Below are 15,008 nucleotides of genomic sequence, written 5' to 3'. Positions count from 1 at the left end.
GTCAGGCCATCCCGTCCACGATAGGCCGTTCGCATTGACCCTGCTGCTCGATCCCCGCGCCCTGCCGCGCTTCGCCGATCTCACCGCCGACGCCATCCTGCCCGCGCTCGATGCCGCGCTCGACAAGCACCGCGCGGTCGTCGCCGATCTGGTGGCGCGGCGCCCGACCGACTTCGGCGACGCCTGGCTGCCGTTCGAGCGCGCGGACACCGCGCTCGACGCGCTGTGGTCGGCGGTGTCGCACCTCCACGCGGTGGCGGACACGCCCGAGCTGCGCGCCGCCCATGCCGAGGGGCAGAACCGGCTGGTCGAGCACGCCATGGCGGTGGCGCAGAACCGCGATCTGTACGAGGTGTTCGTGGCGCTGACCGCGGCACCCGCCTTCGCGACGCTGCCGCTGGCGGACCGGGTTGCGGTCGAGCGGGCGGTGCGCGATTTCGTGCAGGCGGGTGTGGCGCTCGAGGCCGAGGCGCGCGCGAGGTTCAGCGATATCTCGGTCGAGCTGTCGGCCTTGTCGACCGCGTTCGGCAGCGCGGTGCTCGATGCGACCGAGGCGTGGACCGAGCATGTCACCGACGCGGCGCTGCTGGCGGGCATCGCCGACGCCGATCGCGCGATGTTCGCGGCGGCGGCGCAGGCGCGCGGGCTGGGCGGCTGGGTGGTGACGCTGCAGCAGCCGAGTGTCGGCGCGGTGCTGACCTTCGCCGAAGATCGGGGATTGCGCGCGCGGGTCTACGAGGCGTTCGGGACGCGTGCGTCGGACCGCGGGCCGCAGGCGGGGCAGTTCGACAACGGCGATCGGATCGCGGCGATCCTGGCGCTGCGGCGCGAGGCGGCTCAGCTGCTCGGCTATCCCGATCCGGTGAGCTGGTCGCTGGCGACCAAGATGGCACCCGATGCCGGCGAGGTGCTGTCGTTCCTGCGCGATCTGGCGGCGCGCGCGCGGCCCGCGGCGGAGCGCGACCTGGCGGACCTGCGCCGCTTCGCGGCGACGATCGGGATCGACGATCTCCAGCCCTGGGACGTCGGCTTCGTCGCCAACCGGCTGCGGCTCGATCGCTATGCGGTCGACGAGCAGGCGGTGCGCCGGTATTTCCCGGTCGAGCGGGTGATGGCGGGGTGGCAGTCGCTGCTGACGCGGCTGTTCGGCATCCGGCTGGTGGCGCGCGACGATGCGCCGCGCTGGCATGACGATGCGCGGTTCTTCGACGTGATCGATGAAGGCGGCGCGGTGATCGCCGGGCTCTATCTCGATCTGCATGCGCGCGCCGGCAAGCGCGGCGGCGCTTGGATGGCGCCGGCGCGGCCCCGGCTGGCGGACGGCGATGCGGTGGCGGTGCCGGTCGCGTATCTGGTCTGCAATTTCGCGCCGGTCGGCGACACGATCCCGTCGCTGCTGAGCCACAACGACGTGACGACGTTGCTGCATGAGACCGGGCATTGTCTCCACCATCTGTTCACCCGGGTCGACCGGCCGAGCATCGCGGGTACCAGCGGCTTCGAATGGGACGCGGTCGAACTGCCGAGCCAGCTGATGGAGGATTTCGCCTGGGATCGGGAGGTGCTGACCGGCATGTCGGGGCATCACGAAACCGGCGAGGCGCTGCCGGTGGCGCTGTTCGAACGGATGCTGGCGGCGCGGCGGTTCCAGTCGGGGATGTTCATCGTCCGCCAGGTCGAGTTCGCGCTGTTCGATCTGCTGCTCCATCTCGGCACGATGGGGCATGACCCGATCGAGGTGATCGAGGCGGTACGCGACGAGGTGGCGGTGATCCGCCCACCCGAATGGCACCGCTTCCCGCATGCGTTCAGCCACATCTTCGCAGGCGGCTATGCATCGGGCTATTACAGCTATCTGTGGGCCGAGGTGCTCGCCGCAGACGGGTTCCAGCGCTTCGTCGAGGCCGGGCTGGTCGATCGCGCGACCGGCGACCTGTTCCGCGACACCGTGCTGGCGCAGGGGGCGGTTCGTCCCGCGGCGGAGAGCTTCCGCGCGTTCCGCGGGCGCGATCCCGATCCGGCAGCGATGCTGGTCCGCCACGGGCTCGCCGGGTAGACGCGGTCGGACCGCGCCCACTCTCGGCGTCTGAGCTTCGCGCGCGCACCGGCGGTGTAGCGTCGCCCGAAGACGCTGATCGTCCGCAGCACGCCAATGCCGGCCGCTATCTGACGCGCCCGATTTTTTTCACATGCTCGGGTGCATGGGTAACCGTCGCTTGGCCGGCTTCGCGCCGCCGTTGTTACTACCGTGCAGCCCCGGCGCGTGGTGACGCTACCGCCGCGGTAAGCACGTGCGCTTTGGTAGCTGCCGCGCCAAACAGGTCTACGCCGAGTTCGAAACAAACCGTTTCGGTTCGGTTCATCGCAAGCCCCGGGTTAGCACTTGCATATAGGGCAGGTTAGTTTCATCTACGCAACGCTTGCCAATCACGAAGCGGGCCGGGGGAGGGCTGATGAAGGCAATAGTTTGCGACAGCCCGTTGATGCTGGCCGTGCACGAGCGGCCGATGCCGCGCCGTGCGCCGGGCGAGGTGCTGTTGCGGATCCGGCGGATCGGAATGTGCGGCACCGATTACCATATCTACGCCGGTCGCCAGCCTTTCCTCAGCTACCCCCGCGTCATCGGGCACGAGCTGGCGGGTGAGGTGATCGAGGTCGATGAGGGATCGCGCCTCGTCCCCGGGCAGATGGTGACGATCAACCCGTATCTGTCGTGCGGCACCTGCATCGCATGCCGCAAGGGGCGCGAGAATTGCTGCATGACGATCGAGGTGCTCGGCGTGCATCGGGACGGCGGCATGTGCGAGTATCTGAGCGTGCCCGAAACCGCCGCGATCGCGGTCCGAGGCCTGTCGCTCGACCAGGCGGCGATGGTCGAGTTCCTGGCGGTGGGTGCGCATGCGGTGAGCCGCGGCGCGGTCCGTGCGGGGGACGCGGTGCTGGTGATCGGCGCGGGCCCGATCGGAGTCGGCGTGGCATTGTTCGCGCAGTTCGCGGGCGGATCGGTGACGCTGATCGACACCAGCGAGACGCGGCTCGCGCATGCCCGCGACAAGGTCGGGATCGCGCGTACCGTGGTCGTCGACGAAGCGGTCGCGGCAACGCTGGCGGACGCGACCGACGGCGAGTTCTACGATTGCGTGTTCGACGCCACCGGCAGCATCGCGGCGATGCGGCAGGGGCTGGGCTATGTCGCGCATGGCGGGCGCTACGTGCTGGTCAGCGTGGTGCGCGAGGATCTGGTGTTTCCCGACCCCGAATTCCACAAGCGCGAGACCAGCCTGCTCGGCAGCCGCAACGCCACGCATGCCGATTTCGAGCTGGTGATCGCGCGCATCGCCGACGGATCGATCCCGACCGACGCGCTCCACACCCACAGCTTCGCGGCGGTCGACGCGCCCGAGCGGGTGCCCGCGCTGATCGACGAGCAGGACCAGGTCCTGAAGGCGATCGCGCGCTTCTGAGCGGCGATTGCCGGCAGGCCGCGATCATTACGATAGCGATGCATTGTCAAGCGAACCAACGCGACCTACGGACCGGGCATGACTAGCGGCAGCGACATCGCCAATGCGGGGGACAGCGCAAGCGCGGGATCGACCGCTGCCGGGGCCAAGCCGAAGAACGTCTATGCCGCCCCCGCGCTCGACAAGGCGTTCGACGTCATCGAGCTGCTCGCCCAGGCGCCCGATGGCCTGACGCTGACCGAGATCGCGGCGCGGTTGCAGCGATCGCTGAGCGAGTTGTTCCGGATCGTGGTGGTGATGGAGCGCCGCGGCTATCTGATCAAGGATCCCGACACCGATCGTCTGGTGGTCGCCTACAAGCTGCTCGACCTCGCCTATCGCGCGACGCCGGCGCGGCACCTGACCAAGGCGGCGGTGCCGGTGATGCAGGCCCTGGCGCGCGACGTCGGCCAGTCGTGCCACCTGGTGGTGCGCAACCGCGCGCACGGGCTGGTGATCGCGCGCGAAAAGGGATCGGGCGCGAGCGGGTTCAGCGTGCAGACCGGTGTCGCGATCGATCTCGCGCAGAGCTGTTCGGGGCATGTCATCCTCGCCTTTTCCGCCCCCGAGCGGACCGAGGAGATGCTCGACGAGATCAGCCTGGCGAAGGGCAGCTCGATCCGCGCGCTGAAGGAGCGGATCGCGCTGGTCGCGGATCGCGGCTACGATCTGCAGCCGAGCCCGATCACCCATGGCGTCACCGACATGAGCTATCCGGTGCTGGGGCTGGACGGCTATCTGCGCGCGGCGCTGACGATCCCGTTCCTGGAGCGGATCGACGGATCGCAGCCAGTGGGGGTCGATGCCGCGCGCGAGCAGCTGGCGGCGGCGGCGCACACGATATCGACACGGCTCGGATGGCGCGGGGACGTCGCGCCCGAGGCGCCTCCGGCGGTCGTGGAGCAGCCACGGCGCGCGCGGCGGAGCGCCACCAAAGGCTAATTCGCCGCCGCCGCGAAATCGCGTTGCCACAGGTGAAAGTTCGTCCTAGCGTCTGCACGTAGCCGTCATCGACAAGCCGGCGCGGGGCCGACATGGGCCAGGGGAGGAACCAGGATGCCGAGCGCGACGCCGTTGCCGCCGATCGATGCCGACGATGCCGGAAACGGGGCCGATCCGGGTGGGGCGTTCATCACGCCGGGCTATCGCATCGGCTTCATGCTGGTCGTCAGCCTGTTCTTCCTGTGGGCGATCGCGAACAACTTCAACGACATCCTGATCCGGCAATTTCAGAAGGCACTCGATCTCAACCGTGCGCAGGCGGGGTTCATCCAGTTCGTCTTCTATGTCGGCTATTTCCTGATGGCGCTGCCGGCGGGGCTGCTGATGCGCCGGTTCGGCTACAAGGCGGGAATCCTTGCGGGTCTGTCGCTCTACGCCGTGGGAGCGCTGCTATTCTATCCGGCCGCGGAACTGCGCGATTACGCTGCGTTCCTGGCGGCGTTGTTCGTGATCGCATCGGGCGCGGCATTTCTCGAAACCGCGGCCAATCCTTACATCGTCGCGTTCGGCGATCGCGCACGCGCGTCGCAGCGCCTGAACCTGGCGCAGGCGTTCAACGGCTTCGGCGGGTTCCTGGCGCCGATCATCGGCGGGACCTTCATCTTTTCCGGCATCGAGCATTCGAGCGCGGCGTTGACCGCGATGCCCCCCGCCGCGCTCGACGCGTACCGGCTGGGCGAGGCGCGGATGGTGCAGGTGCCGTATCTGGTGCTCGCCGCGGTGGTGATCGCGATCGGCGCGGCGATCGCGGTGACTCGGCTGCCGAAGGTTGTCGGCGGGCGGACGCAGGCGGGATCGGCCGGCGGCATCGGCGCGCTGCTCCGGGTGCCCGCGCTGCGCGGGGCGGTGGCCGCGCAGTTCTTCTATGTCGGCGCGCAGGTCGGGATCTGGAGCTTCTTCGTCGATTTCGTGAAGGACATCCGCCCCGAGACGCCCGAGCGCACCGCCGCCTATCTACTCTCCGCCAGCCTGATACTGTTCATGGCGGGGCGCTTCGTCGGCGCCGCGCTGATGCACCGGGTGCGGTCGACCACGCTGCTTGCCGCCTATGCGGCCGCGAATGTCGCGCTGTGCGCGGTGGCGATGGTCGCGCCGGGCGATCTCGCGATCGGCGCGCTGATCCTGACCGGCTTCTTCATGTCGATCATGTTCCCGACGATCTTCGCGCTGGGGGTGAAGGACCTGGGCACCGCGGCCACCTTGGGATCGTCGTTGATCGTGATGGCGATCATCGGTGGCGCGATCTTCCCGCCGCTGATGGGCTGGGTGTCGCATGCAGTCGGCGGGCTGAGGATCGCGATGCTGGCGCCGCTGGCGTGTTTCGCGATCGTCGGGCTGTACGCGCGGCGGGTCGGCGAGCGGGGGTGAGGTGATCATTCAGCCCTCCCGTTGCGGGGGAGGATTGCTCACCCCTTCGCCGGCGCTGCCGCCAGTTCGTGCCAGCTGTGGCCGTGGCTCGCCAGCAGCGCGTCGGCGCCGGCCGGGCCCATGCTGCCCGCGGCATAGGGTTCGGGCGCGCCGTCCTTGGTCCATAGGTCGAGGAACGGCTGCATCGCCGCCCAGCCCGCCTCGATCGCGTCGGCGCGCTGGAAGAGGGTCTGGTCGCCGATGAACATGTCGTAGAGCAGCGACTCGTAGCCGGTGAGGTGGCCGACGTCGAAGCGATCGGCATAGTTGAAGTCTAGCGTTACCGGCACGGTGTCGACGCCCAGCCCGGGGCGCTTGATCAGGATCTCCATGCTCAATCCCTCGCCGGGCTGGAGCTGGATGACGAGGCGGTTGGGCGGCAGCCGTTCGGCGGCGGTCTTGTTGAACTGCGCGAACGGCACCGGCTTGAAGGTAACGACGATCTCGGTATCTCGCACCGCCATCGCCTTGCCGGTGCGCAGGTAGAAGGGCACGCCCGCCCAGCGCCAGGTGTCGACCATCAGCCGCAGCGCGACGAAGGTCTCGGTACGGCTGTCGGCGGCGACGTCGGGGGTGTCGCGGTAGCCGGCGACGTCGCGGTCGCCGACCCGGCCGGCGGTGTAGGCGCCGCGCACGCCGTTCTTGCGCGCGGCGCCTGGGGTGTAGGCACGGACCGCCTTCAGCACCTTCGCCTTTTCGTTGCGGATCGCCTCGGCATCGAAGCTGGCGGGCGGCTCCATCGCGACCATCGCGAGCAGCTGGAACAGGTGGTTGGGCACCATGTCGCGCAGCGCGCCGGTGGCGTCGTAGAAGCTGCCGCGGGTACCGACGTCGACCGCCTCCGCCGCGGTGATCTGGACGTGATCGATGCTGTTGCTGGTCCACAGCGTCTCGATCATCATGTTCGCGAACCGCGCGGTCATGATGTTCTGGACGGTTTCCTTGCCGAGGAAATGATCGAGCCGGTAGATCTGCGGCTCGCCGACATGGCCGAGGATGCGGGCGTTCAGCGCGCGCGCGGAGGCGAGATCGTGGCCGAACGGCTTCTCGATCGCCACCCGACGAAACGCGTTGCGCTTTTCGGCGAGCAGCCCGTGTTCGGCGAGCTTGTCGACGATGTCGCCGAAGAAGCGCGCGGGCACCGCGAGATAATAGGCGACGTTGCCGGTGAGGTGCGCGGCCAGAGCCTGGTAGACCGGGACCTGGGTGAAATCGCCCTGGATATAGCGGATCCGCGGCTTCAGCTTCGCCCAGGCCTGGTCGGCGTCGGCGTCCTTTAGTAGCGACGAGACGCTGGCGCGGAGCGTCGCGTCGTCACCGGGATCGATGCCGACCCCGACAATGTGCAGGTCGTCGCCGCTGAGGCCAAGCCGGGTCATGTTGACCAGCGCGGGGACAAGAAGGCGGCGGGTGAGATCGCCGGTCGCGCCGAAGATCACGAGTGTGACGGGCGGGGCGGGGGCGACGCTCGGCACGGCGTTGGCGGGATCGTTGCTCATCGGACGCAGCCTTCCTGGACGCGGGAGGCCCGGGCAGGGGCCGACGCACGCCAAACGGCCGCGACGCGCGATGGTTCATGATCCGGGCGAATAGGTCAGGTTCGCTTCACCGCTGTTGCCAGCGGCCGATGCGCGCGCCACCATGGGACGCATCAGACCTTTGGGAACCATGCTCCATGATCAAGCCGATCCTGTTCACCGCCGTCGCCGCACTGGTCCTGTCCCCGGTCGCGGCGCAACAGGCTCCGCCCGCCGCCGCGACCGGTGGCGACATTCCCGCCAAGTTCGTGCCGCCGGTCGGCGCTGCGGACTATGACAAGCGCGTGGTGATGGTGCCGATGCGCGACGGGACCAAGCTCTACACCGTGATCGTGGTGCCCAAGGGCGCGGTGAACGCGCCGATCGTGCTGACCCGCACCCCGTACAACGCCAAGGGTCGCGCCAATCGCAGCGACAGCCCGAGCATGCTGGCGACGCTGCCGCTGGCGGACGAGGTGTTCGTGAAAGCCGGGTACATCCGCGTCTATCAGGACATTCGCGGCAAATACGGCTCGGATGGCGACTATGTCGTGACCCGTCCGGTGATCGGCCCGCTCAACAAGACCAAGGTCGATCACGTCACCGATGCGTACGACACGATCGACTGGCTGGTGAACAAGACGAACCTGCCCGAATCGAACGGGCGGGTGGGGATGATCGGATCGTCCTACGAAGGCTTCACGGTGGTGATGGCGCTGCTCAATCCGCACCCGGCCTTGAAGGTTGCGGTGCCGGAGAGCCCGATGATCGACGGCTGGATGGGCGACGACTGGTTCCATTACGGCGCGTTCCGGCTCGCCAACATCGCCTGGCTCGGCAGCCAGACCGGGTACAAGGGCGCAGGCGAGGCGCCGCCGACCGGCGGCTACGACGATTACGACAATTTCCGCGAGATCGGGTCGGCGGGCGCGTGGGCGCAAAAGTCGGGCTACGACCAGCTGCCCTATTGGCAGCGGATGGTGTCGCACCCCGCCTATGACGGGTTCTGGGAGGGCCAGGCGCTCGACAAGCTGCTCGCCGCCAATCCCTCGAACGTCCCGACTTTGTGGGAGCAGGGGCTGTGGGACCAGGAGGACATGTACGGGGCGATCACGTCGTGGGAGACGCTGAAGGCCAAGGGGAAAATGGGCAACAACTTCCTGGTGATGGGGCCGTGGCGCCACAGCCAGGTCAATCGCGAGGGGCGCAGCCTGGGCGCGTTCCAGTGGAACGGCGATACCGCGGCGCAATTCCGCGAACAGATGGTGATGCCGCTGTTCAACCAGTATCTGAAGGACGGCCCGCCCGCGAACCTGCCCGCCGCGGCGATCTACAACACCGGCGAGAACCATTGGGACAAGCTAAGCGACTGGCCGCTGGCGTGCGAGAAGGGCTGCACTGCGCCGCTGACCCCGCTCTACCTGGGCAATGACGGCGCGCTGGGCTTCGATAGAGTCGCGGCAGGTAGCGTCAGCTACGTGTCCGATCCCGCCAAGCCGGTGCCGCATCTGTCACGTCCTGTGAACTTCAGCGACGGCCGCTGGGGCGACTGGCTGGTGAGCGACCAGCGCCATGTCGACGGACGCGGCGACGTGCTGACGTATCAGACTCCGGTGCTGACCGCGCCGGTGCGGGTGTCGGGCGCCCCGATCGCGGACTTGTTCGCCAAGACGACGGGGACCGATGGCGATTTCGTGGTCAAGATCATCGACGTGCTGCCGCCGGAGAACGCGACCGACCCGAAGATGGGCGGATACGAACTGCCGATCAGCCTCGACATCTTTCGCGGGCGGTATCGGACGAGCTTCAGCAAGCCCTCCGCGATCCCCGCCGGTAAGGTGCAGGAATACAAGTTCCGGTTGCCGACGGTGAACCACGTGTTCCAGCCGGGCCACCGGATCATGATCCAGGTCCAGTCGAGCCTGTTCCCGCTCTACGACCGCAATCCGCAGGTCTATGTCCCGAACATCTTCCTGGCGAAGAAGTCCGACTACCGGAAGGCAACGGTGACCGTGGAGCATGGCGGCGGTTCGGCGAGCCGGGTGATGCTGCCGGTGGTGGCGGTGGATCAGAGTGCGGTGGCGGTGAAGTAGGAGAGCGTCGGAGCCGTGTCCCTGCGGACGCAGGAACCCAGGGTTATTGGCGTCGACGCTTGTGACCCTGGGCTCCTGCCTCCGCAGGAGCACCGAGCATTACCTCACCCCAAGGCTTCGACCTGTTCCGCCAGGTCCAGCCAGCGCAGTTCCGCTTCGTCCTTCTGCGCGCGGGCGGTGTCGATCGCGGCGCCGTGTTTCGCGAACGCCGTGGGGTCGCTAGTGTAGAGGTCGGCGTCGGCCATCGCGGCTTCGTGGCGGGCGATGGTGGCGTCGAGTTCCTCGATCCGCGCGGGCAGCTGGTCGTAGTCGCGCTGGTCCTTGTAGGTGAGCTTCGCCTTGGCAGCAGGCGGCGGAGGCGGTGCGGCGGCCGTCTTCGCGGTGCCGCGTTTCGCCTCGGTCCGCGGCTTGCGCTGGCGTTCCCAATCCTCGTAGCCGCCGGCGACCACGTCGACCGTGCCGCTGCCGTCCAATCCGAGCGTGATCGTCACGGTGCGATCGAGGAAGTCGCGATCGTGGCTGACGATCAGCACGGTGCCGTCATAGTCGCCGATCACGTCCTGCAGTAGATCGAGCGTCTCGAGGTCGAGATCGTTAGTCGGTTCGTCGAGGACCAGCAGGTTCGACGCGCGGGCAAATTCGCGCGCGAGCAACAGCCGCGAACGTTCGCCGCCGGACAGCGACGCGACCTTCGCCTCGACCATGTTGGGATCGAACAGGAATTCCTTCAGATAGCCGTGGATGTGCTTCTTGACGCCGAGTACCTCGATCCAGTCGCCGCCGTCCGCGACGACCTCGCGGACGGTCTTCTCGGGCGCCATCAGGCTGCGCTGCTGGTCGATCACCACCGCGTCGAGCGTCTTGGCGAGGCGGATGCTGCCGGTGTCGGGCTGCAGCTCTCCGGTCAGAAGCTTCAGCAGCGTCGACTTGCCCGCGCCGTTGCGGCCGATGATCCCGATCCGGTCGCCGCGTGCGACGCGCAGGGTGAGATCGCCGATGATGGTGCGGTCGCCATAGGACTTGGACACGTGCTTGGCGTCGATCACGATCTTGGATCGCGCGTCGTCGGTGCCCGTCGTCAGGTTCGCGGCGCCCTGCGGCCCCATCATCGCGGCGCGTTCGGCACGCATCTCCTTCAGCTTCGACAGCCGGCCCTGGTTGCGGCGGCGGCGCCCGGTGACGCCGCGGAGCAGCCAATGCTCCTCGATCTTGAGCCGCGCGTCGAGGCGCTCGGCGGCGCGCGCCTCCTCGGCATAGACCTGCTCGGTCCAGGCTTCGAACCCGCCGAAGCCGATCTCGGCACGGCGGATCGCACCGCGATCGAGCCACAATGTCTGCTTGGTCAGGCGGGTGAGGAAGGTACGATCATGGCTGATCACGACGAAGGCGCCGCGGAAGCGCTTCAGCCAATCCTCCAGCCATTCGATCGCGGCGATGTCGAGGTGGTTGGTCGGTTCGTCGAGGAGCAGGACGTCGGGATCCTGCGCCAGCGCGCGGACGATCGCGGCGCGGCGGCGCTCGCCTCCCGACGCCGACGCGGCATCGCGCGACAGATCGATGCCGAGCTGGTCGGCGATCGCCTCCGCCTCGTGGCGCAGCGGCGCGTCGTCGCCGCCCATGACATAGTCGTCGAGCGTCGCGACCCCGCGCAGATCGGGTTCCTGTTCGAGCAGGACGACACGGGTGCCGGGGACGATCGTGCGGCGGCCCTCGTCGGCGTCGATCCGCGCGCCGAGCAGCTTCAGCAGCGTGGTCTTGCCCGCACCGTTGCGGCCGATCAGCGCCAGCCGGTCGCGCGGGCCGACATGGATATCGAGCTCGCGGAACAACCAGCCGGAACCTTGGACCAAGCCAAGGCCTTCGAAAGACAATATAGGGGCAGCCATGTGCGCGGCAGGTAGGGGTCCGCGGCGCTCCCGGCAAGTTGCGGGCGATCGATCGGCGCCATTCACAGGCTGTTCAATGCGAGCCGCCTATGCGACGCAAGATGACGATGATCTCCGCCCTCCTGCTGATCGCTGCCCCCACCGCCGCCGCGCCGGTGCTCGACCAGCGCCGCAGCGACCAGGCCACCGCCTATGCCGCGCGCCGCGACGGGCGGCTGCTCGGGCTGCGCGAGATCGAAGGCCGCGTCGTGCCGACGATGAAGGGCGCGCAATATATCGGGGTCGATTTCGATTCGGGCACCGGAGTCTACACGCTGAAGTTCCTGCGCGACGGGGTGGTGATCTGGGTGGATGTCGATGGACGGTCGGGACAGGTGATCGGCCGGACCGGACGGTGATTACTAAATCCTCCCCCGCTGAAGCGAGGGAGCGATCGGGAGCAGGGTTCAGCCGGCCGACAGGTTGTTTCCTTCAGGCGGCTTCGTGGTATCGCGGTTGCGAAAACAGGTGAGGGAAGGAAAGCCATGCGTGTTCTGATCGTCGAGGACGAACCAAATCTCGGCCAGCAATTGAAGAACACGCTGGAAGGCGCCGGCTATGCCATCGACCTGGCGACCGACGGCGAGGAGGGGCATTTCCTCGGCTCCACCGAAAATTACGACGCGATCGTGCTCGATCTGGGGCTGCCCGAGGTCGATGGACTGACCGTGCTCGATCGCTGGCGCAAGGAGGGGCGGACCGCGCCGGTGCTGGTGCTCACCGCGCGCGACAGCTGGTCGGACAAGGTCGCGGGCCTCGATGCGGGCGCGGACGATTACGTCGCCAAGCCGTTCCAGACCGAAGAGTTGATCGCGCGGCTGCGGGCGCTGATCCGGCGGGCGTCGGGCAATGCATCGTCCGAGCTCAACGCCGGCGACATCCGCCTCGACACCCGGTCGGGCAAGGTGACGCGGGCCGGTGAGCCGGTGAAGCTCACCGCGCAGGAATACAAGCTGCTGAGCTATCTGCTGCACCACAAGGGCAAGGTGGTCAGCCGGACCGAGTTGATCGAACATATCTATGACCAGGATTTCGATCGCGATTCGAACACCATCGAGGTGTTCGTGACGCGCATCCGCAAGAAGCTGGGGCAAGACGTGATCACCACGATCCGCGGGCTCGGCTACAGCCTCGAAGATCCGGACGCCTGACGGGTGCGATGACCCAGGAGGCCGCCGTCATCGAAGCACCGGCGGCGCCGGTGCGCCAGACGCCCAAGACGACGGGATCGCTGTCGCGGCGAATGATCCTGATCGCGGCGGCGTGGATCGCGCTGCTGCTCGCCGGGGGCGGTTTCGCGCTCGATCGCGTGCTGGTGACCGCGGTGACGCGCAACTTCGACGACCAGCTCGAATATGTCCTGACCGCGCTGATCGTGACCGCGGATATCGGGCCGGACAACGAGGTGCTGTTCAACCGCGAACCCGCCAACCAGCTGTTCCTCGAACCCTATTCGGGGCTCTACTGGCAGGTGTCGGCGCCGGGGCAGGAGAGCTTCGCGTCGCGCTCGCTATGGGACCGGCGGCTGCGGTTCGGGCCGAAGCATACCGATCGGGCGGTCCACGCCTATGACAGCCTGCAATTCCAGGGCGAGAAATTGCGCATCCTGGAGCGCGACGTGACGCTGCCGCGATCGCCGGTGCACTGGCGATTCCAGGTGGCGCAGACCCGCGACGGGCTCGATGCGCAGATCGCGGCGCTTCGGCGGACGCTGGTACGCAGTTTCGCGCTACTCGGCGTCGGGCTGATCCTGCTGGCGGCGTTGCAGACCTTTTACGGGCTGTGGCCGCTGCGCAAGGTGCGTGAGGAGATCGCACGGATGCGCGCGGGACAGTCGAACCGGATCGACCGCGGCATGCCCGACGAACTCGCGCCGATGGTCGAGGAGCTGAACGCGCTGGTCGAGCACAACGAAACCCAGGCGGAGGAGGCGCGCCGGCACGCGGGCAACCTCGCGCACGCGTTGAAGACGCCGCTGACGGTAATCATGAACGCCGCGACTGCCGACGCCGACGATCTGGGCGAGACCGTGATCCGCGAGGCGCGGACGATGCGGCGGCAGGTGGACCATCATCTCGCGCGGGCGCGCGCGGTCGGACGGCGTGGATCGGCGCACAGCCGCGCCGCGGTGTGGCCGAGCCTGGAGTCGGTCGAACGCGCGGTGGCCCGGCTCTATCGCCACGTGCGGATCGACGTGACCGGTCCGAAGACGCTGCAGGTCCATGTCGAGCGCCAGGATCTCGACGAGATGCTCGGCAATCTGATCGAGAACGCCGCGAAATATGGCGGCGGCAGCGTGTTCGTGACGGTCGCGGCTCAGGCGGGCTTCGTCGAGTTCCTGGTCGAGGACGACGGCTTGGGCATTCCCGAGGAACAGCGGGTGCGGATCTTCGATCGCGGCGTGCGGCTGGATACGGGCAAGCCGGGCACCGGGCTGGGCCTGGCGATCGTGCGCGACGTCGCCGAGATCTATGGCGGAACGGTCGCGCTCGAGGAGAGCGAGGATCTTGGCGGACTGCTGGTGCGGTTGCGGCTGCCCGCCGCCAGCGGGGGCTAGGCGGCGAGCTTCAGGTCGCCGACCGCGTTGGCGGCGATGGTCAGGCTGCGCTTGCGGGCCTGGTGATCGAAGATCGAACTGGTGAGCATCAGTTCGTCGACCCCGGTACGCTCGACGAACGCCGCGATGCCGCGTGCGATGGTCGCGGGGCCGCCGACCGCGGAGCATTGTAGGACGTGATCGAGGATCGCCTTGCCCTGCGACGGCAGCGAGGCGCGATAGCCGGGGACGGGCGGCGGCAGCTGGCGCGGGTTGCCGGTGCGCAGCGCGACGAACGCCTGCTGCTGCGACGAGGCGAGCAGCTCCGCCTCCTCGTCGGTGTCGGCGCCAAAGACGTTGAACCCCGCCATCACGTGCGAACGCGCCAGGCGCGCGGAGGGGCGGAAGTCGCGACGATAGATCGCGATCGCCTGATCAAGTGCGTCGGGCGCGAAATGCGAGGCGAAGGCGTAGGGCAGGCCGAGTGCGGCGGCGAGTTGCGCGCCGAAGGTGCTGGATCCGAGGATCCACATGTCGACGTTCGCGCCGGCACCGGGCGTAGCGCTGATCCCGGTCTGGCCATCGTCGGCGAAATAGCTCTGCAATTCGAGCACATCCTGCGGGAAGGCGTTGGCGTCTGTCTCCAGCGTCCGGCGCATCGCGCGCGCAACGCGTTGGTCGGAGCCGGGTGCGCGGCCGAGGCCGAGATCGATGCGGCCCGGGAACAGCGCGTCGAGCGTTCCGAACTGCTCCGCGATCACCAGCGGGGCATGATTGGGGAGCATGATCCCGCCCGCGCCGACCCGGATCGTCCGCGTCGCCGCGGCGACATGCGCGATCACGACCGCGGTCGCGGCGCTGGCGATGCCGGTCATGCCGTGATGCTCGGCGACCCAGTAGCGGGTGAAGCCGAGCCGTTCGGCATGCGCGGCGAGGTCCGCGGCATTGGCGAGCGCACCCGCGACGGTGCCGCCTTCGACGACGGGGACGAGATCGAGGAGGGAATATGCGGTCATGGATGGGAG

General features: G+C 68.2%; 11 protein-coding genes. 8 read left to right on the top strand and 3 right to left on the bottom strand.

Annotated features, from left to right (window positions below):
* Positions 1-34: 34 nt before the first annotated feature.
* From ACT009_RS08340 to fucP, 4 genes are all read left to right on the top strand, one after another.
* Complete coding sequence (locus tag ACT009_RS08340) at positions 35-2,056, top strand: M3 family metallopeptidase (protein WP_445193870.1); 2,022 nt, start codon at positions 35-37, stop codon at positions 2,054-2,056.
* Positions 2,057-2,453: 397 nt separating this feature from the next.
* Positions 2,454-3,464, top strand: coding sequence for a zinc-binding alcohol dehydrogenase family protein (locus tag ACT009_RS08335; RefSeq protein WP_445193869.1), 1,011 nt, complete (start codon positions 2,454-2,456; stop codon positions 3,462-3,464).
* Positions 3,465-3,542: 78 nt separating this feature from the next.
* Entirely contained in the window at positions 3,543-4,445 is a 903-nt protein-coding gene (locus ACT009_RS08330; protein WP_445193868.1) for an IclR family transcriptional regulator, read from the top strand.
* 114 nt (positions 4,446-4,559) lie between these two features.
* The gene (gene fucP, locus ACT009_RS08325; RefSeq protein ID WP_445193867.1) at positions 4,560-5,873 is read left to right on the top strand and encodes an L-fucose:H+ symporter permease; all 1,314 of its coding nucleotides are present in this window, start codon (positions 4,560-4,562) and stop codon (positions 5,871-5,873) included.
* Between the two features lie 38 nt (positions 5,874-5,911).
* On the opposite strand, the gene zwf is transcribed toward fucP, so the two are convergent.
* A complete protein-coding gene (zwf, locus tag ACT009_RS08320) occupies positions 5,912-7,411 on the bottom strand; it encodes a glucose-6-phosphate dehydrogenase (protein WP_445193866.1) in 1,500 nt (499 codons plus the stop codon).
* 176 nt (positions 7,412-7,587) lie between these two features.
* On the opposite strand from zwf, the gene ACT009_RS08315 reads away from it, so the two are divergent.
* Complete coding sequence (locus ACT009_RS08315; RefSeq protein ID WP_445193865.1) at positions 7,588-9,522, top strand: CocE/NonD family hydrolase; 1,935 nt, start codon at positions 7,588-7,590, stop codon at positions 9,520-9,522.
* A 104-nt stretch (positions 9,523-9,626) separates the two neighbouring features.
* Here the strand turns inward: ACT009_RS08315 and ACT009_RS08310 are convergent, their stop codons facing one another.
* Positions 9,627-11,408, bottom strand: coding sequence for an ABC-F family ATP-binding cassette domain-containing protein (locus ACT009_RS08310; RefSeq protein ID WP_445193864.1), 1,782 nt, complete (start codon positions 11,406-11,408; stop codon positions 9,627-9,629).
* 101 nt (positions 11,409-11,509) lie between these two features.
* Here ACT009_RS08310 and ACT009_RS08305 point away from each other — a divergent pair, with 101 nt between their 5' ends.
* The 3 genes from ACT009_RS08305 to ACT009_RS08295 all read left to right on the top strand — a co-directional run bounded on the left by ACT009_RS08305 (position 11,510) and on the right by ACT009_RS08295 (position 14,004).
* Positions 11,510-11,806: a PepSY domain-containing protein gene (locus tag ACT009_RS08305; RefSeq protein WP_445193863.1), complete on the top strand. Its 297-nt coding sequence runs from the start codon at positions 11,510-11,512 to the stop codon at positions 11,804-11,806.
* A 126-nt stretch (positions 11,807-11,932) separates the two neighbouring features.
* Complete coding sequence (locus tag ACT009_RS08300; RefSeq protein WP_375420132.1) at positions 11,933-12,598, top strand: response regulator transcription factor; 666 nt, start codon at positions 11,933-11,935, stop codon at positions 12,596-12,598.
* A gap of 8 nt (positions 12,599-12,606) precedes the next feature.
* Entirely contained in the window at positions 12,607-14,004 is a 1,398-nt protein-coding gene (locus ACT009_RS08295) for a sensor histidine kinase (RefSeq protein ID WP_445193862.1), read from the top strand.
* Here ACT009_RS08295 and ACT009_RS08290 read toward each other — a convergent pair.
* The gene (locus ACT009_RS08290) at positions 14,001-14,999 is read right to left on the bottom strand and encodes an LLM class flavin-dependent oxidoreductase (RefSeq protein ID WP_445193861.1); all 999 of its coding nucleotides are present in this window, start codon (positions 14,997-14,999) and stop codon (positions 14,001-14,003) included. The genes ACT009_RS08295 and ACT009_RS08290 overlap by 4 nt on opposite strands.
* Positions 15,000-15,008 lie beyond the last annotated feature (9 nt).

This window comes from Sphingomonas sp. Tas61C01 (assembly GCF_052567495.1).
The sequence above is the reverse complement of the archived record's forward strand: the minus strand, read 5'-3'. Positions and strand labels throughout refer to the sequence as shown.